The 24,631-nt window shown below is 63.0% G+C and carries 19 protein-coding genes; 14 read left to right on the plus strand and 5 right to left on the minus strand.

Annotation, left to right across the window (positions count from 1 at the left end; translation table 11 throughout):
• Positions 1-184: 184 nt before the first annotated feature.
• Entirely contained in the window at positions 185-1,252 is a 1,068-nt protein-coding gene (locus INT29_RS08895; RefSeq protein ID WP_193071422.1) for a hypothetical protein, read from the plus strand.
• 316 nt (positions 1,253-1,568) lie between these two features.
• Here the strand turns inward: INT29_RS08895 and INT29_RS08900 are convergent, their stop codons facing one another.
• Positions 1,569-3,431 (minus strand): ABC transporter ATP-binding protein, encoded by a 1,863-nt coding sequence (locus INT29_RS08900; protein ID WP_193071423.1) that lies wholly within the window; start codon positions 3,429-3,431, stop codon positions 1,569-1,571.
• 267 nt (positions 3,432-3,698) lie between these two features.
• Entirely contained in the window at positions 3,699-4,736 is a 1,038-nt protein-coding gene (gene coaA / locus INT29_RS08905) for a type I pantothenate kinase (protein ID WP_101574128.1), read from the minus strand.
• Between the two features lie 89 nt (positions 4,737-4,825).
• On the opposite strand from coaA, the gene glmS reads away from it, so the two are divergent.
• Positions 4,826-6,700 carry a glutamine--fructose-6-phosphate transaminase (isomerizing) gene (glmS, locus tag INT29_RS08910; RefSeq protein WP_101574127.1) on the plus strand — a complete coding sequence of 625 codons (1,875 nt, stop codon included), beginning with the start codon at positions 4,826-4,828 and terminating at the stop codon, positions 6,698-6,700.
• A gap of 75 nt (positions 6,701-6,775) precedes the next feature.
• Entirely contained in the window at positions 6,776-7,246 is a 471-nt protein-coding gene (locus INT29_RS08915) for a holo-ACP synthase (protein ID WP_193071424.1), read from the plus strand.
• A gap of 86 nt (positions 7,247-7,332) precedes the next feature.
• On the opposite strand, the gene INT29_RS08920 is transcribed toward INT29_RS08915, so the two are convergent.
• Positions 7,333-7,962, minus strand: a complete 630-nt coding sequence (locus INT29_RS08920; RefSeq protein ID WP_226841788.1) for a GNAT family N-acetyltransferase — start codon at positions 7,960-7,962, stop codon at positions 7,333-7,335.
• Positions 7,963-8,016: 54 nt separating this feature from the next.
• Here INT29_RS08920 and INT29_RS08925 point away from each other — a divergent pair, with 54 nt between their 5' ends.
• The 6 genes from INT29_RS08925 to INT29_RS08950 are packed head-to-tail and all read left to right on the plus strand — an operon-like array spanning position 8,017 to position 14,050.
• Positions 8,017-9,306, plus strand: coding sequence for a M20 metallopeptidase family protein (locus tag INT29_RS08925; RefSeq protein WP_226841790.1), 1,290 nt, complete (start codon positions 8,017-8,019; stop codon positions 9,304-9,306).
• Positions 9,307-9,316: 10 nt separating this feature from the next.
• Positions 9,317-10,960 (plus strand): NAD(P)H-hydrate dehydratase, encoded by a 1,644-nt coding sequence (locus tag INT29_RS08930; RefSeq protein WP_101574125.1) that lies wholly within the window; start codon positions 9,317-9,319, stop codon positions 10,958-10,960.
• Positions 10,961-11,009: 49 nt separating this feature from the next.
• Positions 11,010-12,236 carry an alanine racemase gene (gene alr, locus INT29_RS08935; protein WP_101574124.1) on the plus strand — a complete coding sequence of 409 codons (1,227 nt, stop codon included), beginning with the start codon at positions 11,010-11,012 and terminating at the stop codon, positions 12,234-12,236.
• Positions 12,236-12,886, plus strand: coding sequence for a tRNA (adenosine(37)-N6)-threonylcarbamoyltransferase complex ATPase subunit type 1 TsaE (tsaE, locus tag INT29_RS08940; protein WP_193071507.1), 651 nt, complete (start codon positions 12,236-12,238; stop codon positions 12,884-12,886). Before alr ends, tsaE begins: the two co-directional genes overlap by 1 nt.
• On the plus strand, positions 12,883-13,566 hold the full coding sequence (tsaB, locus tag INT29_RS08945) for a tRNA (adenosine(37)-N6)-threonylcarbamoyltransferase complex dimerization subunit type 1 TsaB (RefSeq protein ID WP_193071425.1): 684 nt from the start codon (positions 12,883-12,885) through the stop codon (positions 13,564-13,566). Before tsaE ends, tsaB begins: the two co-directional genes overlap by 4 nt.
• A 22-nt stretch (positions 13,567-13,588) precedes the next feature.
• Entirely contained in the window at positions 13,589-14,050 is a 462-nt protein-coding gene (locus INT29_RS08950; protein WP_193071426.1) for a GNAT family N-acetyltransferase, read from the plus strand.
• Positions 14,051-14,078: 28 nt separating this feature from the next.
• Here INT29_RS08950 and INT29_RS08955 read toward each other — a convergent pair whose 3' ends face one another.
• Positions 14,079-14,741, minus strand: a complete 663-nt coding sequence (locus INT29_RS08955; RefSeq protein WP_193071427.1) for a heme oxygenase (biliverdin-producing) — start codon at positions 14,739-14,741, stop codon at positions 14,079-14,081.
• A gap of 141 nt (positions 14,742-14,882) precedes the next feature.
• A complete protein-coding gene (locus INT29_RS08960; protein WP_193071428.1) occupies positions 14,883-17,342 on the minus strand; it encodes an LPXTG cell wall anchor domain-containing protein in 2,460 nt (819 codons plus the stop codon).
• Between the two features lie 287 nt (positions 17,343-17,629).
• On the opposite strand from INT29_RS08960, the gene INT29_RS08965 reads away from it, so the two are divergent.
• The 5 genes from INT29_RS08965 (at position 17,630) to INT29_RS08985 (ending at position 24,570) form a co-directional block, all read left to right on the plus strand.
• Positions 17,630-18,814: a heme/hemin ABC transporter substrate-binding protein gene (locus INT29_RS08965; RefSeq protein WP_319020869.1), complete on the plus strand. Its 1,185-nt coding sequence runs from the start codon at positions 17,630-17,632 to the stop codon at positions 18,812-18,814.
• Positions 18,814-19,980 carry a FecCD family ABC transporter permease gene (locus INT29_RS08970; protein ID WP_193071429.1) on the plus strand — a complete coding sequence of 389 codons (1,167 nt, stop codon included), beginning with the start codon at positions 18,814-18,816 and terminating at the stop codon, positions 19,978-19,980. Before INT29_RS08965 ends, INT29_RS08970 begins: the two co-directional genes overlap by 1 nt.
• Positions 19,977-20,822 carry a heme ABC transporter ATP-binding protein gene (locus INT29_RS08975; protein ID WP_193071430.1) on the plus strand — a complete coding sequence of 282 codons (846 nt, stop codon included), beginning with the start codon at positions 19,977-19,979 and terminating at the stop codon, positions 20,820-20,822. The genes INT29_RS08970 and INT29_RS08975 overlap by 4 nt, the downstream gene beginning before the upstream one ends.
• A gap of 2 nt (positions 20,823-20,824) precedes the next feature.
• Entirely contained in the window at positions 20,825-22,174 is a 1,350-nt protein-coding gene (locus INT29_RS08980; RefSeq protein WP_193071431.1) for a hypothetical protein, read from the plus strand.
• Positions 22,175-22,263: 89 nt separating this feature from the next.
• On the plus strand, positions 22,264-24,570 hold the full coding sequence (locus tag INT29_RS08985) for an HtaA domain-containing protein (RefSeq protein WP_193071432.1): 2,307 nt from the start codon (positions 22,264-22,266) through the stop codon (positions 24,568-24,570).
• Positions 24,571-24,631 lie beyond the last annotated feature (61 nt).

The following is a 24,631-nucleotide window of genomic DNA, read 5'->3' on the forward strand; positions in this document are numbered from 1 at the left end:
CGTCGTCTTGTTTGGGTCGCGCTGAAAGGCTGCCACGGGTTTCTCCGCATTGTGTCGGGTGACGGTTGGTTTCCGGAGAATCTCTTCGTGCTCCTATGGAGTGAGGGGCGGGGTGTGACGGACGTTTCCGCTGTCTGTGCATTCGAGTGACGACTGATCCACAGCCTGGATCATCACCGTTGTAATGATCACAGTGTTCGGCGATGCTTGCCTCATGTTTGCGTGCCTGTCCGCTGCGGAGCTCAAGAACGCCGGAATGAATGTCTACCAGATCGCTCTTGCCGAACGATGCTGTCTGCGACGCGTCCGTCGCGGCATTTACGTTGTGACGAGGACCTGCGCGGAGCCTGCTCACCTGTTTGTGGCCACGATTGCCGAAGCCGAGAGCACAAACCTGCCGCAGGAATCGAAGGGAATGCTCAAGGCCGGAGAGGATCTGCGGGTCATGGTGAGATCGTACGTCGATGACCTACCGCAGGATGCCGTATTCTCGCACCGAAGTGCGCTGATCATCCATGGGCTGTCGGTTCCCTACTTCGCCCAGGGCGCAAACCCCTATGCGGAGGCAGTGCATCCGAAATTCGGTGTGTGCCGCGCTTCAATTCTTTTGCGAAAGAGAGAGCTCAGCGACGACGATACGGTGTTGGTCAACGGTATTCGCACTACTTCGGTGCTGCGTACCTTGTTCGACATCGCCCGTGATTTCCCACTGGCATTCGCCGTTGCCGTAGTCGACGAGGCCGTTCGCCAATCACACGTGTCCGCGGGTGACTTCGTGAGCTACTGCGGCAGCCGCCCGCCGAGAACCCATCAGGCACGGATCGCCTCGGTGCTGGAGAATATCGATCCCCGTCGAGAATCGATCGCCGAGTCGATCACCGCAGTGCGCTTCGTCGAGCACTCCGTACCCGGATTCGAACCGCAGGTGGTGATCCGTGATGAGCTCGGCAATTTCGTCGCGAGGACGGACTTCGCGAACGAGCAAGCCGGAGTCATTGCCGAGTTCGATGGTGCTGGAAAGTACTATCTGAAGAATGCAGATCCGAGGCAGGAATTCGAACTCGAGAGACGTCGAGAGTATCGCCTCCGCAACCTCGGGTACACGGTCTTTCGGCTGACATGGTCGCAGATCTTCTCCGCTGAACAGTTCATTCGCATCAGAACCGCTGTCGAACAGAAGACGAAGAGACGTCCACGAGGCACGGTGGCCGTAGGAAACACGCCGAAGCATGGGCTCTCGGAGACACGATGATCCTCGATCAACGGTGCGCTCGAATATGTCGTCGCCGGCGACGACATATTCGAGCCAAGTGTTGATCGAGGGCGTTGTGCAAAGGAACAGGGAGGACCCGCTGTGCGGTGTGCAGGTCACCATCGCGAACTGCCCGCGGTCCGAAGGGTGTGCTTTAGGGGACGCGGCGCTCCTTCCACAGGCCTGAGCGCTTAATCCTCGGCTTGGGCGCTCAGCGCTCAGCGCTCAGCGCTCAGCATGCAGTATTCAGCGCGGCGAGCGAGGTGTAGTTCACCTCGGCCTCTGTCGTCGCTGCCCCTCAGCTCGTCGCTGCCCCTCAGCTCGGGGCGAACTGTGTTTCGTAGAGTTCGGCATAGCGGCCGCTGCGAGCCAACAGCTCGTCATGCGAGCCTGACTCGACGATGCGCCCGGCCTCGATCACGAGGATCGTATCGGCCTGACGGACCGTGGAGAGACGGTGGGCGATGACCATGGCGGTGCGACCGCTCATGGCCTGAGACAGGGCCTGCTGTACCGCTGCCTCGTTCGTCGAGTCCAAGGCCGAGGTTGCTTCGTCGAGGACGACGACCTCCGGGGCGGCCAGGAGCATGCGCGCGATCGTCAGCCGCTGACGCTCACCACCGGAGAGTCGGTAGCCGCGCTCACCGATGACGGTGTCCAAACCATCGGGCAGGACCGCAATCACATTGTGCAGTTGGGCGCGATCGATGGCCTGGTGCAGTTCGGCCTCGGTGGCCTCGGGTTTGACCAGGGCCAGATTCGAACGGATCGACTCATGGAAGACGTGGCCGTCCTGAGTCACTACTCCCACCGACTTCCGCAGAGACTCATACGACAGCTCGCGCACGTCCACGCCGCCGATGGCGATCGACCCTGAAGTCACATCGTAGAGGCGGGGCAGGAGCGAGGCGATTGTGGATTTGCCTGCACCGGAAGAGCCGACCAGGGCAACGGTGTGACCGGCAGGGATCGTGAAGTTCAGGGAATGCAGGACTTCTTCCCCGCCGCGGGCATCGAGCACGGAGACGTCCTCGAGGCTTGCGAGGCTGACCTGGTCGGCACTGGGGTAGGCGAAGTCGACGTCCGAGAACGTCACGTCCAGGCCACGCTTCGGCAGTGACTTCGGGTTCGCGGGTTCCTTGATCAGGGGCACGAGGTCGAGGATCTCGAAGACGCGTTGGAAGCTGACGACGGCGCTCATGATGTCCAGGCGGGCATTGGCGAGCATTGTCAGCGGAGTGTAGAGGCGGGTGAGGAGCAGTGCCAGGGTAACGACCTGGCCGGCGTTGAGGTTACCGAGAACTGCCTGCACGCCGCCGACACCGTAGACGAGCGCCAGCGCCAGTGCAGAGACCAGTGTCAGAGAGGACACGAAGGTCGACTGCAGCATGGCCACCTTGACGCCGATGTCACGGACCTGATCGGCACGATCGGAGAACTCGTCTGATTCGGTCTTCGGATCGCCGAAGAGCTTGACCAGAGTCGCACCTCCCGCCGAGAAGCGTTCTGTCATGCGCGTCGACATGCTCGCACTGTTGTCGGCGGCCCGGAACTGGAGGTCCGCGAGCTTTCCGCTGAGCAGTCTGGTGGGGATGATGAAGAGCGGCAGCAGCAGGATCGAGAGCACTGTGACCTGCCAGGAGATCGTGACCATCACTCCGACCGTCAGCATCAGGGACACGAAGTTCGACACGATGCCCGAGAGCGTGTTGGAAAACGCCCGCTGAGCCCCGATCACATCGGTGTTCAGGCGCGAGACCAGGGCGCCCGTGCGGGTGCGGTTGAAGAAGGCGATCGGCATCTTCTGCACATGGTCATAGACCGCAGTGCGCAGATCGAAGATGAGACCCTCTCCGATCTGCGAGGACAGGTACCTGTTGAAGATCGAGATCGCGGCGTCCGCGATCGCCAGTCCTCCGATCGCCACGGCCAGCCAGACGACGGTCGCGACGGGTCCACCACCGGTGATCGCGTTGACGACTTTGCCGGCGAGGACAGGGTTGAGGACGCCGATGACCGCTGTGCCGATGGACAGGGTGAGGAAGACGATGAGCCTGGCCTTGTGCCGGGTCGCAAACGAGGCGATGCGGCGATAGGTCCCGGGTTTGATGGAAGTCTTCGGGGTCTTCTTGCTCGACACAGAGGTGTACATCACCCTATGTGCTGACTGCAGACTCATATCGGCCTCATTTCCTGGTGGTGTTCCGATGCGTCAGGGTCGAAGAGACGCAAACGGACACAGCTGTCCTTCGATTCGAAACCAGACCACAGAAACAAGGCAGGCTCCGAAGCATGCACTGAGTGCAACTATCACAACACGGAATCTATTTCCTCATCGGCTCGGACCAGGACCCGACGTGAGAGACCTCACGCCCGGCAGGTCGCTGACGGTGCGCCCGAGGGGCTCATGCGCACCGTCGCGCCTGCGCGTCCTCCCGCGCAGACCTCAGAGCTTGCGCAGCTGGACCTTGCGGATCGTGTGGTCAGCGGATTTATGCAGCACGAGGTCGGCGCGGCCGCGGCTGGGCTGGACGTTTTCACGCAGATTGGGAAAGTTGATCGAATCCCAGATCTCCGTGGCCAGGGTGATCGCCTCGTCGTCATCAAGCTTCGAATAGCGGTGGAAGTAGGAGTCCGTGTCCTGGAAGGCACCGTGCTTGAGCTTGAGGAAGCGGGAGATGTACCACTGCCGGATATCCCGGGAACGGGCATCGACGTAGACGGAGAAATCGAAGTAGTCGCTGATCGACAGGCCCAGAGTCCCGTCGCTGCGGGGACGGGCGGGTTGGAGGACGTTGAGGCCTTCGACGATGAGGACATCGGGGGAGCGGACAACCACCTCGGCGCCGGGGACGATGTCGTAGGTGTGGTGCGAGTACACGGGTGCGCGGACCTCGGGCGAACCGGACTTCACGGCCGAGATGAACCGCAGCAGTTTGCGCCGGTCGTAGGACTCGGGGAAGCCCTTGCGCCCGTTGAGCCGTCGGCGATCGAGTTCGGCATTGGAGTAGAGGAAGCCATCGGTGGTGATGAGTTCGACCCGGGGAGTGTCGGGCCACCTGGCCAGGAGTTCGCGCAGAACACGGGCGGTGGTGGACTTGCCGACGGCGACGGAGCCGGCCACGCCGATGACGAAGGGGGTCCGTTTAGCTTCCTGCGGTTCCAAGCCGACCTCGTGAAGCGGTGAGAAGAATTCGCGGGTCATCTCGTGTTTGGCCCGCCGGGCGGAGACGTAGAGGTTGAGCAGGCGGGACAGGGGCAGGTACACCTGAGCCACCTCGTCGAGGTTGATCCGGTCGCCCAGCCCGCGCAGGCGTTCGATGTCGCGCTGTTTCAACGGCAGGGGAGTGGCCTGGGCCAGCGTGCCCCAGACGTCTCGATCGAACTCCCAGAACGGGGACGTCGGTTCGACCTCGGGCTTACGTCCGATGTTGAGGCCGGCCAGGCGCCGCGCACGGTCAAGGATAGGATCGACATGAGGCATGGGCACAATTGTGTCATGCGTCATGCCCTCATGGATCGCCGAGGTGGTCGATGCAACGATTCTTGACTCGATTGCGTAAAATTCCTCTCATGTGTGGAATCGTTGGTTATGTATCCAAAGCAGACGTTGACAATGCTGATCACTCGGCGCTCGATGTGGTGCTCAGCGGCCTGAAGAGGCTCGAATATCGGGGCTATGACTCTGCGGGAGTCGCCCTTGTCACTCCTGCCGGTGATCTGGAGACCGCGAAGAAGGCGGGCAAGCTCTCGGCGTTGACCGATGAGCTCGAGGCCAACCCGCTGCCGAAGGCGCAGACAGGCATCGGCCACACCAGGTGGGCCACCCACGGTGGACCCACCGACCTCAACGCCCATCCGCATGTGGCCGACGGTGGAAAGCTGGCGCTGATCCACAACGGCATCATCGAGAACTTCGCCCAGCTCAAGCGCGACCTCATCGCCGAGGGCGTCGAATTCCAGTCCGAGACCGACACCGAGGTGGCGGCTGCTCAGCTGGCTAAGAACTTCCAGGACACCGGCGACCTGACACAGGCCATGCGCGCGACCGCCACCCAGCTCGAAGGTGCCTTCACCCTCCTGGCCGTCCACGCCGACGCTCCCGGACAGGTCGTCGCCGCACGCCGCAACTCGCCCCTGGTCATCGGCCTGGGCGAGGGAGAGAACTTCCTCGGCTCCGACGTAGCAGCCTTCATCGACTACACGCGCACCGCAGTAGAGATCGGTCAGGACCAGGTCGTGACCATCACCCCGGACTCCGTGGTCATCACGGACAACGACGGCAACGAGGTCGACGGCGTTGAATACCAAGTCGACTGGGACGCCGCTGCTGCGGAAAAGGGTGGATTCCCCTCCTTCATGGACAAGGAGATCCACGACCAGCCGCAGGCCATCGCGGACACACTGTTGGGCCGCCTCGACATCGACGGCAAGCTCACACTCGATGAGATGCACATCGACGAGACCGTGCTCAAGACCATCGACAAGATCATCGTCATCGCCTGCGGCACCGCGGCCTACGCCGGCCAGGTCGCCAAGTACGCGATCGAACACTGGTGCCGTGTGCCAGTCGAGGTCGAACTCGCCCACGAGTTCCGCTACCGCGATCCCGTGGTCAATGAGAAGACCCTCGTCGTCGCAATCTCCCAGTCGGGAGAGACCATGGACACGACCATGGCCGTGCGCCACGCTCGTCAGCAGGGCGCGAAGGTCATCGCCATCTGCAACACCTTCGGATCCACCATTCCCCGCGAATCCGATGCCGCGCTCTACACGCACGCCGGTCCGGAGATCGCCGTCGCCTCGACGAAGGCCTTCCTCTCACAGGTCGTGGCCTGCTACCTGCTGGGCCTCTACCTGGCACAGCTGCGCGGCAACAAGTTCCGCGACGAGATCGGCGACATCCTCAACGAACTCCAGACCATCCCCGCGAAGGTTCAGAGTCTCCTCGACAACGACAAGGAGCAGGTCCAGGCACTGGCACAGCGGAACCAGGATGTCGGTTCGGTGCTGTTCCTGGGTCGTCACGTCGGCTACCCCGTGGCGATGGAAGGTGCGCTCAAGCTCAAGGAGCTCGCCTATATCCACGCCGAGGGCTTCGCCGCCGGTGAACTCAAGCACGGCCCGATCGCACTCATCGACGATGGTCAGCTCGTCATCATCGTCGTGCCGTCCAAGCGCGGCCGCGATTCCCTGCACGCCAAGGTCATCTCGAACATCCAGGAAGTCCGGGCCCGAGGCGCCAACACCGTAGTCATAGCAGAAGAGGGCGACGAAGAGGTCCAGGAATTCGCGTCCGAGGTCATCTACGTCCCCCAGACGACGACACTCATGGCACCGTTGCTGACCACGGTTCCGCTGCAGATCTTCGCGATGGAACTGGCCACGGCCAAAGGCCTCGACGTGGATCAGCCACGCAACCTCGCCAAGTCCGTGACCGTGGAGTAAGACTCAGTGCAAGCGGGCAGGCCTCCGGACCGCCCGCGACAGCTGCGGCTGCGACTGCAGAGCTAAGGGAGAGACATGGCGATTCTGGGAATCGGAACCGACATAGCCGATGTGCCGCGCTTCGCCGAGCACATCGAGCGTGTCCCCGAACTGCTCGATCGCCTGCTCACCCCCGCCGAACAGCTCAAACGCAACGGCAAACGCCGGACGGATGCCTCCTTGGCAGCTAGATTCTCCGCCAAGGAGGCACTGAAGAAAGCCATCGGATTCCCCGGATGGCTGCCCTGGCAATCCGCCGAGGTGGTCCCCGCGAGATCTGGTGCGCCCTCATTTCGCCTGCGGGGTCTCGTGCTCGAACATTTCCACCGCATCGGCGCCACGAACATCCACCTCTCGATCACCCATGATGCGAACCTCACCATGACCTTCGTCATCGTCGAAGGCGAGGGGGCATCGCTGAGTCCCGACGTGGACGGGGAAGTCGAGCACTTCACGCAGTCGATGTACGGGCCGGGTGCGCGATTGGGTGAGATCCCGAAGCAGTAGACGCATCGTCGGCCCGCCACGACGGCAGAGGGCAGGAAGCAGTCTGCGCGATAGCCGGCGCAGACTCAGCTGAGCGAACTCTTCCGTCATCGAAGCGATAGTCGCAGCAGAAGCGAATCGCCATGGACAGCGTCGTGTTCCCTTTCCCCGGTGAGTACGAAGCCCAGTTTGCCGAGTACGTGGAGCGAGGCGATGTTCCACACGCGAACAGTGGAGGCTAAACATCGGTAGCCGATCTCCAGTGCACGATCGATGACCACATGGGAGGCCTCGGTCGCGAACCCCTGTCCCCAGAACTCCTGCAGGAAATCGTAAGCCAACTCCGGTTCGTCGGGCTGACCCACGCTGTTGTCAACGAGTCCGCAATATCCCATGCGGACCGCTGTCAGTCTGTTCTCTACGACGAGCAGCCCCGGTTCCGGCGCTGGTCTGCAGGTGCGAATCCAGGCCTCCATCTCCGCATGAGTCGGATCACCTTCGACCGAAATGCGCCGCCAGGCAGGAACGCGTTCGTTGTGCTCCTCCCAGAGCCCACGATGGAAGGCCGCATCGCTGATTGCCCACGGACGCAGACTCAGCCGTTCTGAACGGAAGGCGATCTGATTCTGATGTGCGCGCGGATGGTTCATTCCTTGATGGTTGACCTCATGGACCATGGTCATCAGTATGCCGCAGCGGTCGATGGAGTTGGCGGTGCTATTTCTTCCTTCATCCATTTCAGGTGAAGAGCACGACCCTGGAGCAGCTGGCACGGTAATAGACTCGGGACCATGAACTCACTTCCCGACTACGCTGAAACCGTTGCCGACAGCGCACAGAGTCCAACCATCACGGACATCCACCTCCCCACTACAGAGGATGCCGCGGACATCGCAGGTGGCCTTGTGGCTCTGCGCCGTGCCCTGCACGAAAACGCAGAGGTCGGGCTTGACCTGCCCATCACACAGAAACTCGTCCTTGAGGCCATCGAAGGCCTCGACATCGAGGTGACGAAGGGCAACGGACTCTCCTCACTCGTCGTCGTGCTGCGCGGAGGCGACCGGAAGAAGGACTCGACCGGTGTGGTGCCCGCCGTGCTGCTGCGTGGAGACATGGACGGTCTGCCTGTGCCAGAGGCGACAGGCTTCGACTTCGCGGCCACAACTGGGCGGATGCATGCCTGCGGCCACGACCTGCACACGACTGGCCTGGTGGGTGCGCTCAAGCTCCTCCACCGTGACCGGGACTCACTGCCCGGCGACGTCGTCTTCATGTTCCAGCCCGGTGAAGAAGGCTATGACGGGGCCGGGAAGATGATCGACGAAGGTGTCCTCGACGCGGCAGGACCGCGGGTGAAGGCCGCCTTCGGCATTCACGTCTCCGCCGACCAGGACCTCGGCGTCGCCTACTGCCGTCGCGGCTCGTACATGGCGGCGTTTTCGAAGATGACCATCACCGTCCGCGGCAAAGGCACCCACGCCTCCCGACCGGCAACCGGCCGCGATCCCATCCAAGTCGGTGCGATGCTGGTGGGTCAGCTCCAGGAGTATGTGACCAGGCGCTTCGACATCTTCGATCCCCTCGTCATCACCGTCGGCCAGTTCAACGGCGGCACCGCCCCGAACGTCATCCCCGACTTCGCCCAGCTTGCCGTCAGTGTCCGCTCCTTCTCCGACGAAGTCACCACCCGTGCCGAGGCCGAGCTTCCGCAGCTGGTCACCGAACTGGTGGCCGCACATGGCCTGGAAGCAGAGGTCGACTACGAGCGAGTCCTGCCGCCGACGATCAACAATGACGAGGAAGCCGACTTCTTCCTCGAGACCTTCGCCGACCTCTTCGGTGCCGACCGTGCCGTGGTCCGCCCGAATCCGATCCCCGGATCCGAGGACTTCTCCCGCGTACTCGAACAGGTTCCCGGCGCGTACGGCCACTTCGGTGTGGCGGTGCCGAACTTGCCCGTCGAGGAACGCGAAGCCAACCATTCGCCCCGAGCCCGACACAGCGACGAAGGTCTGGCCGATCAGGCACTGTTCCTGGCTCATCTGGCCGGTCGCAAGCTCGCTCGTCTGGCCCAGGAATGAGGAACCACTGATGTCAGTCTTCGCCTACCCCAGCACTGTCATCCGCGAGGCCGAACGCCCCCTCCTCGACGCCGGCGTCGATCTCATGGCCAGGGCTGCACGAGCCCTGGCTCGGTTCTCCGCCGACAGGCTGCGAGCGACTCGGGGCCAGATCTTCGGCACTCGGGTGTGCGTGCTCGCTGGTCCGGGCAACAATGCCGGGGACGCGCTCTTCGCCGCCGCCGGACTGGCCCAGCGCGGGGCGCACATCACCGTCGTGACACTCTTCGATCACACCCACGATCAGGGCCTGGCCGCGGCACGTCGAGCCGGTGCCGTCGTCATCGGCTTCCCGAATTCAGAAGAGACCGCAGACGCGGACGCCGAGGTGCCTGATCGTTCGCACACGGAGGTGTCCGATCGCCTGCGCGTCGATGTCCTGCGGGAACTGAATCGGTCCGATCTCGTCCTCGATGCAATCCTCGGCATCGGCGGCCGTCCCGGTCTTCCCGAGCACATCGCCTCGCTCATCCGCGACTGGCGACGCTCGTCCAGCGCGGACGCCAGTGCCAGCACCAGCACCAGCATCAACTCCGGCACGCACATCACACAGACGGTCATCGCCGTCGACGTCCCCTCCGACCTCTCCCCAGACGAAGCAGGTGCGAAGGATCGCATCCACGCCGACCACACTGTGACCTTCGGCGGTCTCAAAACCGTGCTGATCGACCCCCGCGTCGACCCATTCACCGGCACAGTCCACCTCGTCGACATCGGACTCGAACTCGATGAGAAGCAGGCCACCGCCGAGGTGGTCGACACCGATGATCTCAATGTGGACTTCCCCCGTCCCCAACCGGACGGACACAAATACGACCGCGGAGTCGTCGGCATCCTCGCCGGGTCCGAGGCGTACCCGGGTGCGGGAGTCCTGACCACCACCTCGGCGGTCAACTGCGGTGTCGGCATGGTCCGTTCCTTGGGGTCTCAGATGGTCGCCGACTACGTCATCGGCCTCCATGCCGAGGTGGTCACCGCTCCGGGACGGATGAATGCTGTGGTCATGGGCCCAGGCGACCCGGAGGACGAATACGTCCACGCCTGTGTCGACGAGTTGGCGGATACGAATGTCCCTGTCGTCCTCGACGCCGGGGCGCTGGACATGGTCGGCCGTGCAGAATCGCTCAAGGGCACCTGGTTGGCCGAGAGGCCAGTCGTCCTGACCCCGCACGCCGGAGAGCTGGCGCGGCTGCTCAGCCGGCTGCTCGGCGAGATCATCACCGCGAGCCGGATCAACGCTGACCCCATCGGCTGGGCGCAGCGAGCCGCACAGTCCAGTGGTTGTATTGTTCTGCTCAAGGGCCACCAGACGGTCATCGCCGCTCCCGATGGGTTCTGCGTGCTCCCCGAAGTCGGACCCGCCAGCCTGGCCACCGCCGGGTCGGGGGACGTTCTGGCCGGGATCATCGGTGCCCTGGTGGCGACTTTCCACGCCAGGAACCAGCATTCTTCGGCCGAAAATCCGCTCCCGGAACGCGAGCTTGCCCACATCGCAGGCCTCGGCGTGCTGGTGCACAATGCCGCGGGTCGTCGGTCCGTGAACGCCGGAGCCTTGGGCGATGCTGTCGCCGAGGTGGCAGGGGAACTCATCCACGGTGGATCCCTCATCGAGTGAGCAGGTCCCTGTTCGACTGAGGGATGACGGTCCACGGTATTCTTATCCAGTGACATCAACCGATTCTTCAGGGGCACTGGTCAAGGCCGAGATCGACGTGACCGCACTGCGCGCCAACGCCGCAGTCCTCGCCGAGCGGCTCGCACCCGCCCGCCTCAAATGCGTCGTCAAGGCCAACGCCTACGGTCACGGCATCGACATCGTCGCCCGCGGACTCTACACAGCCGGCTGGCGCGACTTCTGCGTCGCCACGATCGACGAGGCGCTGAGGCTGCGCGAAATTCTGGGCGATGACGTGAACATCATGGCGTGGCTGTATGGGCCGAACACCGATCTCGACGCTGCCGTTGCGGAGTCGATCGAGCTGGGCGTGTCCACGGTCGAGTGCCTCGACCGTTTGCGCGACGCGGCCCATCGCACGAATACCACGGCCCGCCTCCATCTCAAGGTCGATACCGGACTCGGCCGCAACGGTCTGGCCCCCGCTGGCTGGAAACGTGCGCTTGGGTACCTGCAGGAACTCGCAGACTCGGGTGCGACTGCGAGGGACTCCGGGATCGAAATCGTGGGTCTTATGAGCCACTACGCCGTGGCCGATGAACCCGAGCGTGTCGAGACCGGGCAGCAGACGCAGATCTTCGACTCGGCCCACCGGGAACTCACAGCGCTGCTCGACGGTGCTCAGGGCCACCTCGGCGAATCGGATCGACTCGACGTCCACATCGCGAACTCACCGGCAGCGCTGACGCTCTCACCGTTCCCGGGCACTTCGGCTCGGGTCGGTCTGTCGCTGTATGGTCTGTCTCCGCTCGGTGATCAGGATTCGCAGGATCTGGGGTTGGTGCCGGTGATGCGGCTGGTCTCCCAGGTCGTCAACCTCAAGGACATCCCCAGCGGGCACGGCGCATCTTACGGGTTCACGTTCACCGCTGCAGCCGACACCCGTTTCGCTCTGGTGCCCGGCGGCTACGGCGACGGAATCGCCCGCTCGGCGTCGAATAAGGCCGAGGTCTCCATCCGCGGCACCCGGTATCCGGTCGTCGGCCGGATCGCGATGGACCAGATGATCGTCGACGTCGGTGCCGGCGAGATCGCCATCGGAGATGAAGCCGTCATCTTCGGCCCCGGCGGTCCCAGCGCAACCGAGTGGGGAGACTGGGCCGATACGATCAACTACGAGATCGTCACCCGCATCAGCTCCCGCGTCGACCGCGTGGAAGTGGAATCACAACCCACCCAGGGTGCGGCACAACCCAACCAAGGTGCGGGTCTGTGATGGAGCTTCGGCTGACGTCACTTGAGCAGATGCGGACCTTCGCCGAGGTGCTTGCCGGGCACCTGCAGGCAGGTGATCTCCTCATCCTCAGCGGCAACCTCGGCGCGGGAAAGACCACCTTCACGCAATCCCTGGGACGGGCCCTGGGCGTCGCCGGACGGATCACCTCACCGACCTTCGTCATCGCCCGCGAGCATCCCTCGCTCGGTGACGGACCTGCCTTGGTGCATGTGGATGCCTACAGGCTCTCCGACGCCGAGGAGCTGGGAGACCTTGACCTCGACTCGGAACTCGAGGAGTCGATCACCGTCGTCGAATGGGGTGCCGGACTCGCCGAACAGCTGAGCACAGACTACCTCGGGCTCACGATCACCCCGATGTTCGGCCTCGAAGCCGATACCTCTGACGCCTCAGAAGGCACTGACGGTGAGGCTGTGGCCGGCATGGATGCCGACGGCGCGGCTGCGGCGGACGCCGACGACGAGGCTGACGAGGACGAACGACGGATCGTTGAACTGCACGGCCATGGCAGCACGTGGGATGCACGACTGCAGCAGGTGAGCGAATCGCTTCGCGGCTTGGCCGGTGCGGTTGAGATCAGCACATTCGACGGGCCATTAGGATCCGTCGACGAGGAGGACAATCAGTGATCATACTCAGCATCGACACCTCCCAGGCCGCGTCCGTGGCTCTGGTCGATACCGAATCCGAGACGGTGCTGGCGGCAGAACAGGCCGATGACCAGCGCCGACATGTCGAGTTCATCGGCCCGGCACTGGCTCGGGTGCTTGAGAATCCTGCCCGGCCCGACCTCGTCGTCACCGGTATCGGTCCGGGCCCCTTCACCGGGCTGCGTGTCGGGATCGCTGCGGGCATCGCCGTGGGCCAGGCTTGCGGTATCCCGGTCAGGGGACTCCTGTCGCAGGCCGCGCTCGCCGAGGAGCTGCGCCGAAAGAATGCTCAGACGACGGGCTCCGTGCTCATCGCTGCTGATGCTCGACGCAAGGAAGTGTATTTCAGCGTCTACGAGAGCTTCGACGCCTCATTGCAGGCCGGGCCCTTCGTCGCCAAACCCGCCGAGGTTGACGAGGTCCTCGCGGCTGTGGGACAGACGGACATCGGGGGCCGTGTCGGTCGCGGATTCCTCCTCTATCCCGAGGTAGTCGGAGTACCCAGCGTCCCGGAGATCGTCGACCCGCGTGCCGAATACCTTGCGCTGGCCGCAGCCCGTGAGATCGCAGCCGGTCGTGAGCTGGTCGAACCGGTTCCCGAATACCTGCGAGAGCCTGATGCCAAAGCCACGCCCGCTCGGCAGAGTTCGCTGAAATGAGCACACCGATGAGCAGCCTGAAATGAGTGACGGCTCGGTGCACGAACAGGCCAACATCTGCGAACTGCGCTGGTGGGAGCTTGAGGAGGTCGCGGACAACGATGCCGCGATCTTCGGCCCCACCGCGTGGACGCACGCCTACTACTGGGCGGTGAAGGCGCAGGCTGGAACGGTGATGTTCGCGGCACGGACACCCACCTCGGCGCTGGCCGGGTGGATCGTCATGTCCGCTGGCGGCGGAGAAGGCGACGTCATGACCATCGCCACCACCGAGGCGGGACGGGGCAAGGGCATCGCACGCCTGCTGCTGCAGGCTGGGATCGACTGGGCCCAGAGCAGGGGAGCGGAAGTGGTGCACCTCGAGGTCGATGAGCACAATGAACCGGCGCTGGGACTCTACCGTTCCTGCGGATTCTGCGAATGGGGCAGACGCCCCGACTACTACCCGGGTGCCGACGCGATCCTCATGCGTTATCGCTCCTAGGAACCTCCGCAGTCTGCGACATTGCGGACTAAGACATTGCAGTCGCAGTGGCAGTGACAGTGGCAGTGGCGGGAGCCTGAACTTTGGTCGTGAGTTCGGCGAGGAGTCTGCCGTTGAGCCTGAACGCCGTCATCGTCTCCTCGATGACCAAGTGTTCATCACCACCGGCCGCCCCGATTTCATCGAGACGACTGCGGTAGGCGTCCTTGTACGGCTTCGTCTTGCCCACCTCGGCGAAGTCCCACATGGTCAGCGCCTCGGCGGGCACGAAGTAGTGGCGTCCCATGAGAGCGCCGATGGCCTGTCCGCCGGAGAGATCCCCGAGGTAGCGCGTGTAGTGGTGGGCGATGAGCTGTTCCGGTTTCGTGAGCCGGTTGAGGTGGTCCGCATATGCTTCGGCGCTGCTGGTGAGTGGCAAGCCGTCGTGTGCCAGCTTCTGCAGGTCGCTGTGGATGCGCTCGGTTCGGAACAGACCCGCGTCATAGAACGGTGCAAAGATCGGATCCGCGGCGAACTCCGAGGACTTCGCTTCGAGGGCTGCATAGATAGGAGCGTATTGCGTGAGTAGGAGCGCGTAGGCGTGTGCGTCGAGCCTGCCCTCCATGAGATCGACCATGAAATTGGTGTGCTCGACCTCGTCGTGGATCGTGGCTGTGCTGGCCTTGAGACGAGCTGAGAATGTTTCAGTCATGATGACTCCTCATTGAGAGACCGATGAACCGGCAATCGGTTCGTGATGAGATTGTTGGTTGTGAGGCCGTCCCGGTTCGGTGAGAAGACACCGAACCGGGACGATCTCACTGGTTGACTACATTCCTTGTTGAGATGCAGTCTAACGCTTGCGCATCCGAGAGAACATCACGGATGCTGCACCGAGCACTATCAGACCTGCTGCGATCGGCAGGGTCGCGAGCTCGGCTCCGGTGCGCGGCAGATTCGATCCGTCAGAGTTGCCGGTGTCGAATCCTGAAGACGATGAGCCTTCGCCGCCTGCACCCGCAGTTCCACCGGTCCCGTCGGATGCACCTTCTGCGGAATCGGATCCGCCGTCGGCGGGCCCAGCTCCTCCATCGGCGGCTTCTGTTCCACCGGCCGAACCGGCGGAACCATCATCAGCAGAAGGCTCCACAGTCACAGTGAACTGAGCAGGATCGGAGGGAACACCCTCGACCGTGGTCACAGCAGAGTAGGCGTAGGCGCCAGCTTCCGACGGGGCCTTGGCCGTGAAGTTTCCTTCGTCATCGGCAGTCACGGTTGCGGTGCCGGTGGAGGGAACCTCATCCTCGAAGACCGTGACGTTGGTCGCAGACTGCGGAGTGCTGCCTGCAGGTGCCCAGGAAAGGGTCACCTCGGCGTTCGGGGCCGTTGTGCCCTTGATCTCACCGTTCTCGCCGACTGTCTGGTCGCCGATCTGGGGAGTCTGAGGCTTGTCATCGGCACCGTCGTCAGATCCGTCGGAGTCGTCACCGTCGGCTGCGCTGTCGGCTTCCGCGCCGTCAGCGGCACCATCGGCCTCGGCAGCTGCTTCGGACCCGTCGGTGTCGCCTTCGGAACCAGCGGAGCCCTTATCGTCGGCCTCTGCGCCATCGGCTGCGGACGTGTCATCGGCTTCGGCTTCCGATCCGTCGGCTGCATCTGCGGAATCGGCCTCTGCACCGTCAGCGGCACCATCAGCCTCGGCAGCTGCTTCGGACACGTCGGCTGCGCCGTCGGAGTCAGCGGAGCCCTTATCGTCGGACTCTGCGCCATCAGCTTCGGCACCATCGGTCTCGGCTTCAGCTTCGGCACCATCGGTCTCGGCTTCGGCGCCATCGGCTGCGCCGTCGGTCTCGGCCTCTGCTTCTTCTCCGTCGGCTGCGCCGTCGGTTTCGGCACTGGCTTCAACACCATCGTCGTTTCCTGCGGCGTCGGTCTCGGCTGCTGCCTCGTCCGTGTCATCGCCCGGGAAGAGAGCCTGCTTCTGCTCGTCGGTCAACTTGATGGCTTCGCGGTAGAGCAGCGCATCGCCCTGGGCGAGACCATGGGCTACCCAGGTGACGAGGTCGTAGTCCTTGTCCTTGCTGAGAGCGTTGGTTTCGGCGACTACGTCGACATCGACTTTTCCGTCGTTGATCTGCGTGGGTCGCACATACTGCACGCCGGCGGTGTTTCCTGCGGTGATGTCATCGCTGGCGAGCTCACGGTCGACGACCGCGGCGTATACGCCGGCCGCTGGAGTGCCAAGGCTGGAGTTGGGAAGGTTGTCGTAGCCTTCGCCCTTGACGTTGACGGCCAGGCCGTCCGCAGCTGAAGCAGACTTCACGGAGTGAGAAGTCGCGACATCGGACGCTGGGGCCTTCGCCGTGTATTCGACCGTGACTGGGTTCGTCGTTTTGCGCGGCTGGATGGATGTCGCCGGACCGGCGGAGGTGAACCAGTACGAGTCCTGACCGGTCTCGACATTGAAGTCGATCCAGTCCTGAGGCATGGCACCCCACCAGGATTCATTCTCAGAGTTCTTTGGTGCCTGCGGATTGCGTCCTTCGGTGTCGGTCTCGACACCGAGGTAGTCAGGAGTGAATTCAAAACCTTCGTCGGTAACATCGACATCACCATTCTGGATCTCCACGACGTCGCCCTCACGGGGCGTGAGCTTCAGCCAGATGCTGGGGTCATCCATGTCCGCACCGTAGCCGGAGTAGGTGCCGGTGATCGTGCCCTTGCCGTTCTTGACCTCGAGTTTCGGGTCGGAGATCGTCCAGTAGGTCATGCCCCCGTAGTAGGCGAAGCTCCAGGAGCCGTCCCACTGGATTGAGGCATTGTTGCCATCAGGATCGACGGTTCCGGTACCATTCTTGATCTCGATCCGGTCCCCGGTGTGATTGTTCTCGGCCTGCGCATTGATCTTGCCGTTGACGGATACTCCATCGCCGGTCTGGCATTTCGTGGCGAACGTCGACTTCCTGTCGTTGGTCTTGACGATCGACGTGTTGCCGTCGACGAAGTTGCCGTCAGCATCGGTCGGGTAGACCTCGTTGGCATCGTTTTTGTTCCAGATCCTCGCGCTGCCGGCGTCCCCGGCTTCGCCTGCGACGAGAAAGTTGCACCCGCCGAAATACGATCCGCCCGTGGACTCATCGTTGACCGACCAGTCGAAGACTGCGTCATCGACGGTTTTGTCCGCGGCAAATGCCGGCGCCGACATTCCGAGACCCAGCAGACCGGTGACCGCCGCACATGCGGCGCCGACAGCCAGTGTTGGTGTGATGCGTCGTGTTTTCGAGACACTCGCGCGCACACTCCTCTGCGACATAGATTCTCCTCAATCTTCTTGCCGAAGACGGCATTGAAAGGTTTGGTCCCAGGTCCGTGAATAGAACCTGGATTCGTCATCAGCAAAAGTTGTGGAAATGCTGAACGATAAATAGACTACACAGATATATCGTAAAAAACCAAGGTGTGCCTAACCTTCATGAAGGTAGCCTTGCCTTATTAAAGCTACCGATGGAGATACCCGGGTAACTCATGATGAAGTGGCAATTGAGACGAGTCCATCGTCGGCGTTCGTTCCGTCGAACCGCCTGGATTGCGGGCGGATGCGTGGTTGCCGTTCTGCTGTGGAACAACGGGCTGCACAACATCGGATCGATCAACGCCCAAGGTGAGACCGAGTGCCTGCAGCCACCCGCGCGTCAAGCACCCAACCTTCCCGAAGTTCCCGAGGTCGACAGGTCCACGCTCCCTGACCCGACCGATATCACGGGACCGACGACAGCCTACGCCCAGTCCGAAGAGATCCCGCCGGTATCCGACACCACCGAGCACGAGGCGAATCTGCCTGTCACCGTCGAGAGCGCTGACGGGGCTCGCCAGACAGTGAAGAAGACCGATCGGATCCTTGCGATGAACCAGAACGGCGGAATCGCCGCTGCTGTCGTCGGTCTCGGGCTCGCCTGCAACCTCGTTGGCCGCGATATCGCTACCGACTTCACCCAACTCGTTCCTGGCGCCGAACAGCTGCCACTCATCACTCAGGGGGGACATGCGATCAACGCCGAGGCAGTGTTGGCGCTGTCCCCGGACGTGATCCTCACTGATTCGACGATCGGACCCTACGACGCTCAGATGCAGCTGCGGAACGCGGGAATTCCTGTGATCTTCATCTCATCCTCTTATGAGGACGGCGTGCGTTCAGCCGGACCGCAGATTCGCGAAGTGGCGAGTGCTCTGGGCGTACCTGAGCTCGGCGACAAGCTCGCTGAGCGCACCGTTCGCGAGATCAACGGCACACAGAAGGCCGTAGAGAAGCTTGCTCCGGAGGATCCCGCCGATCGACCTCGCACCGTGTTCCTCTACCTGCGCGGAAGCATCTACTACTGGTTCGGCGTCGGATCCGGCGCCGATTCCCTCATCCAGTCGGTGTCCGCCCGCGACGTGGCGGCTGAGGTCGGCTTCAAGGGCATGTCGCCGACGAACTCCGAGGCCCTCATCAAGGCCGCTCCCGACATCATCATCGTCATGACCCTCGGCCTGGCCTCGGTGGGAGGCGTCGACAAGGCACTTGAGCTGCCCGGCATCAAGCAGACGCCGGCGGGCGAGAACAGGCGAATCATCGACATGAGCGACTACGAGGTGATGAGCTTCGGACCACGTTCGGCCGAGGTCATCGCAGCTTTGGGCACATCGATCTACGCCCCCGAGCTCGCCTACCACCCTGAACATCCACCGGCATCCATCGACAAGCGCTTGAAAGAGATCAATGAAGAACTGGACGAAGACGACTGATGAGTGAATCCATCGAAACGCGGGATCTCCCTCTGCGTCGTGACCAACAGCTGGCCTCGACGAATCCGAACGAGAACGCGGGCAAAGAGTCCGCTGGCAACGGTGTCGATCTGCAGCGCATCCGCTCACAGCGCACGGGCCGAGCAGGGACCTTGTTCCTCGTGCTCTTCCTCGCGCTCATCGCTGCCTGCATACTCTCAGCTGCCATCGGCCAGCTCTTCATTCCACCCCTCGAAGTGATCGGATCCCTGCTGAGCAAGGTCGGCATCGACTGGCTCCCGGGACCCAGCCACGATTTCGGTGAGGAAGCACTGTGGCAGGTGCGCTTCCCCCGCGTGGTCATGACCGTTCTGGTCGGAGCCGCGCTGGCCGTGGCCGGCTCGATGATGCAGGGTGTCTTCGGCAACCCATTGGCCGAACCCGGAGTCGTCGGCGTCTCCTCCGGTGCGGCCGTCGGCGCCAGTGCGTCGATCCTCTTCGGGTGGAGCTTCCTCGGCAGCTTCACGACTCCGGCGCTCGCGTTCGCCAGCGGACTGCTCACGACGTTCATCGTCTACGCGGTCTCCCGGTCAGGTGGACGCACCGAGGTCATCACTCTCGTCCTCACCGGTGTTGCGGTCAATGCGATCGCGGGGGCGGCCATCGCCTACATCACGTTCGCTGCGCCGACCTCTGCCCGAGAGCAGATCGTGTTCTGGCAGATGGGCAGCTTCAACGGCAGCCTCTGGTCACAGGTCGGGCTCATCCTTCCGCTCATCGTGTTCGGCATCATCATCGCCCAGACACTGGCACCGGGTCTCGACATCCTGTCGCTGGGCGAGAAGAGCGCACGACACGTCGGCATCAACGTCGAACGGCTGCGCATCATCGTCATGGTGATCGTGGCACTCCTCGTCTCCGCTGCCGTCGCCTTCTGCGGGATCATCGCCTTCGTCGGACTCGTGGTGCCTCACATCATCCGCATGGTCATCGGCCCCGGTCACCGTCTGCTGCTTCCGGCGAGTGTGCTGGGCGGTGCAGTGCTCCTGTCGATCGCCGACCTGGCGGCGAGAACACTCGTCGAATTCGCCGATCTGCCGATCGGGATGCTCACCTCACTGGTGGGCGGACCGTTCTTCTTCTATCTCATCAGACGCAGTCGAAAAGAATCCGGAGGATGGGCATGAGTGTCATATCCCTGAATCGTTCCTCGACCCGACGTCCGGAATTCCCGGTCGCAGGTCGATCCATCATCTCCGTCCAGGAGGCCGAAGTCAGCTTCGGCGAGAAGCGCATCCTCAAGGGCATCGACCTCGACATCCGCTGCGGTGAGGTGCTGGCCGTCGTCGGGCCCAACGGTGCCGGCAAATCGACGCTGGTCAATGTCATCACCGCGGACGTCGAACTCGACGCCGGCAAAGTCATCATCGACGACGAGGTGGAGCACTCGTGGTCGACGAGGGAGCTTGCTATGCGACGTGCCGTGCTGCTTCAGGACATCGGCCTCGCTTTCCCTTTCACCGTCCTTGAGGTCGTCGAGATGGGACGGTCCCCGTGGGTCGGAACGCGCGAATCACGGCACGACGACCTCATCGTGTCCGGAGCAATGTCCCGGACCGAGACGGTCCAGTTCGCCGCCCGGAAGTTCACCTCGCTCTCCGGAGGTGAGAAGGCACGAGTGGCACTTGCCAGAGTGCTCGCGCAGGCGACACCCGCGCTTCTGCTTGACGAACCCACGGCGCCGATGGACATCCGGCACCAGGAGCTCGTCCTGCAACAGGCCAGAGAATACGCGGCGACAGGCGGTGCCGTGGTCATCATCGTCCACAACCTCGACCTCGCAGGTGCCTATGCGGACCAGATCGCCGTGATCTCCGACGGCACCATCGTCGCTCAGGGACCACCCACCGACATTCTCACTGCCGACCTCGTCAGTGAGGTCTACGACTACCCCGTGACAATCGTTTCCGACCCGAACACCGGGGCACCACTCGTGGTGCCGGTGCGAGCCGGTCGAAAGGACAGCTGACCATGTTCAACACAGCACTGAAGCCGGCGACCGCCTCGGCGCCGGTGAAGAAGATCCTCACCATGTTTACGATCGCGAGCCTGTTGGCCCTGGTCCTCGGGCTGGCCACGACGATGGCGAACCCGAGCCCGGCCCAGGCCGCGCCGAAGGTGTCGGTGTCCGGGACTCCGAAGGCCGACGGGGAGTTCTCACTCGACCTCTCGGGATCCGGATTCCAGTCCGTGAAGAACGGATTCGGCGGCGTCTACGTGCTCTTCGGCTGGGTCGATGACCCGGGCGGCAGCTGGCGGCCGAGCAAGGGTGGAGCCACGGGAACGAACTACCGCTACGTCTACGACGATGAGACGAACCCGACCGGGTACCAGGTTTTCGTGACCTTCCCGGGCAGCAGCACTGCCGAAGCAGCAAACGGCGGTGAACTCGCGAGCAACGGTGCCTGGAACGCGACGATCAGGATACCTGGATCGAAGTTCACGACCTACGACCGCTCGCAGAACGAGACCCAGGTGGACTGCACCGAGGTCCAATGCGGAATCATCACGATCGGCGCTCACGGCGTGACGAACGCGAACAACGAATCATTCACCCCGGTCGACTTCTCCGCAGCAGGTGCTGCCGGAGGCGGGGACAGCAAGAACAAGGATTCCGGAGACGATGGGAAGAAAGACGAATCGGCCAAGCAGCACGATGCCGAGACGACCGATGCTGAGACGACCGATACCGAGACGACCGCTGGCAAGGACGCCGAAACCGCAGCGGCTGCAGGCGGCTCCGACGCAGTCTCGCCCGTTGACACCAGCAACCAGACTCCGGTAGTCGCGCCCGTCGCGAGTGAACCTCCGATGAGCACATCGTGGCTGATCTTCTTCGCCATTCTGGCCGGTGTCCTCGTGCTCGGCAGCATCATCGCGATCGGCCTCGGGTTCGGCATCGGCGGGTATCTCGCGGTGAAGAGCCTCCTGCTCGGCGTCAGTCCGGCCGCGATGGAGAAGGAACGCGACCGACGAGAGAAGAAGCGGATCAAGACCAAGCACAAGCTGCAGAAACGGAGGATCAAGATGCAGCGCCGCAAGAAACTGAAGCTGGCCAAGCTCGAACGCGGGTCCGAGCGTGCTGTGGCGCAGTCGACTCATCAGGGAGCCGGCACCGGAAAACTGCCTCCCCAGGTCATCGCATTCTTCCAAGACGAGAAGAAAGGCGACGGTGATGCGGCCCGCGGTTGGACAGATCCGACCGGCGGCGCTCCGGCTCATGCCGCGACAGAGCCGGCAGAAGAGAGGGACACCAGGGTGCTGTCGTCTGTCCCAGCGGACAACACAGAGACGACAACCCTGCCGACGACGAAATCATGACAACGACACCACGTACCGTCCACGCGGACGAGAACGGAAGACGAAGAACGATGAGAACTGGAATCTCCTCATTCTTACGGAGTGCATTCGTGCGAGGAGCCGCCGGAATTGCCGCGCTCGGGCTGGTGGGTCTCGGCTTCGCTGCCCCGGCACAGGCGATGTCGGCCCCGTATTCGACTCCTCAGGAAACGACGGCGGCCGACGGCTCTTCGGACGGTGCGACGGATGAGCCGACCGGTAAGAGGGACGTTGAGGACGCCGTCTTCGACTGGTCGGTCAACGACGAGTCGACCGGCGGATCATACTTCGGCGGGTGCAACTTCTTCGTCGCCGGTGAAGCCGGAGACGCTGGCAGTGCGAGGATTTGGAAGGCCGAAGACGCGGGTGCGGTGTTCAAGACCGATGCCGGCGGCAACTTCACGGCAGGCAATACATCCATCCTCAAATCCAATGGAACGCAATACTCGAACTATGAGACTAAGTGCCGAACGCTTGACGGCACATCGGTCAACGGCAAGACCAACGCCGCAGCCGAGAAGAACCACACGGGTGACAGCGTCCGGATCGTCAACGGCACTGGCACCGTCGACCCCGAGACCAACAGCGCCACGATCGAATGGGACGGCTCCTGGAGCTTCGTCTACTACGGTGGCATGACCTATTGGACGATCTCCGATCCAAAGCTCGAGGTCAAGAACGGCAGGGGATCCATCACTGGCACTTATTCCGGCTACGGCGCGGACATGGATGACCCCAGCATCTGGAACAAACTCACACCACTTCAGGGGACCATCGTCGACATCGACAAGGGCGATGTCGACGTCACTGACGACGGGTTCGAGTTCACTCCTGAATTCCTCGGGGTGAAAACCGACACGGAAGGACGCAACCCACAAGCACCGAAGACTGCCGAGAACGAGTCCTGGTGGGGTGCCATGCCTCAGGACTGGATCGACTTCAATGTCGAGACCGGGCAAGACTCGTACTGGTTCACCTCCGCCGGTTCGGAGACGACTCTGCAGCCGCGGAAGAAGACCAACCCGGTCACGGTCGGCTACGGCAAACCTGTTGACAAGCCAAGCGACGGCGGTGAAGGCAGTGACGACGGCGACGGAGGGGACGGAGACGGCAAGGATAGTGGGGGAGACTCGGATGGCAAGGGCGACGGCAGCGGCGGGGGTGCCACCGGCGACGGCTCAGCTACGCTCTATTGGTCGCTCAATCAAGAAGCCAACGCCGGAGCGTTCTATGGTGGATGCAACTTCCTCTCCGCGGGCAAGGCCGAAGACACGGGCGCAGCGGCGGTCTGGACTGAGAAGGACGGTGTCTACAAATCATCTGCAGGCAATGTGACCATCGAAAAGCCCGACGGGTCCGCGTTCAAAAAGGCGACCTGGGCGAATAAGTGCCTCGATTCCGCCGGTGAGACTGTCTCCACCACGCGTAAGGGATCGTGGACACAATCACGGGTCAAGTTGACTCAGGGGGCTGTGACAGCGACCGACTCCCGCGTGAGCGTGCAGTGGAAGGGCAGCTTCACCGTCGCCTTCTACGGCGGCATGACCTACTGGTCGGCCACAGACCCGGTCCTCGACGTGGACTCGAACGGGAAGGGCACGCTCAAGGCGTCGCTGAGCGGCTATGGTGCCGACATGTTCGACGCGTCCAAGTGGGTTGAGCTCAAGCCAACGACTGTGACAATGGCGAAACTCAATGACATCGACGTCGATGCGCTCCTCGACGACGGTCATATCACCGCGCAGCCGAACTTCCTCGGAGTGAAATACGACGATAAGGGTAAGTCCGGATCCTCCGGCAGCTCGATTGGCGGCTCGGATGAGAATGCTTCGGCACAGGCGGAGAAGAACGGTGAGAACTCAGCCTACTGGGGCTCATTCCCGCAGGACTTCGTCGACTTCCAGCACAAAACCGGGCAGTACTCGTACTGGTTCACCTCCGGCGGTGTGCGCGATCCTTATAAGGTCGCCGAACCGCTGACCGTCGCCCTCGGCGACTACTCGCCGGTGGCCTCTGACTATTCACCGGCAGCCGGAAGCGGTCAGGGCCAGCAGCAGGGTGGCGGCGGATCAGCAGGCTCGGGACAACAGGGTGCTGGGGCCGGGGCAGGATCAGGGGCCGGATCCGGAACAGGATCAGGCGCCGGTGCGAAGCAGTCGGCGAACAGCAAGAAGGACGACACTGTGAAGAAGGGCTCGGATATCGACGATGACACGGTCTTCGCCCAGGAAGCCGAGGAGAAGCGCGCGGCTTCCGAGGTTCCGGTCCGTGTGTGGATCGTGATGGGAACGGGACTGGCTGTGGCAGTTGTCGCCGGCTTCGGAATCCGGTCGGGAATCAGGCGCAGTATCGGGCTCGACCCCTCGGACCTCGTCTGAGTCGGGCCCAGATTGCCCTGAGTCGGACCGATCCCGCCGGTGCGACTGCCATTGGCTGTGC

The organism is Brevibacterium sp. FME37 (assembly GCF_014897485.1).
Lineage (GTDB): Bacteria > Actinomycetota > Actinomycetes > Actinomycetales > Brevibacteriaceae > Brevibacterium.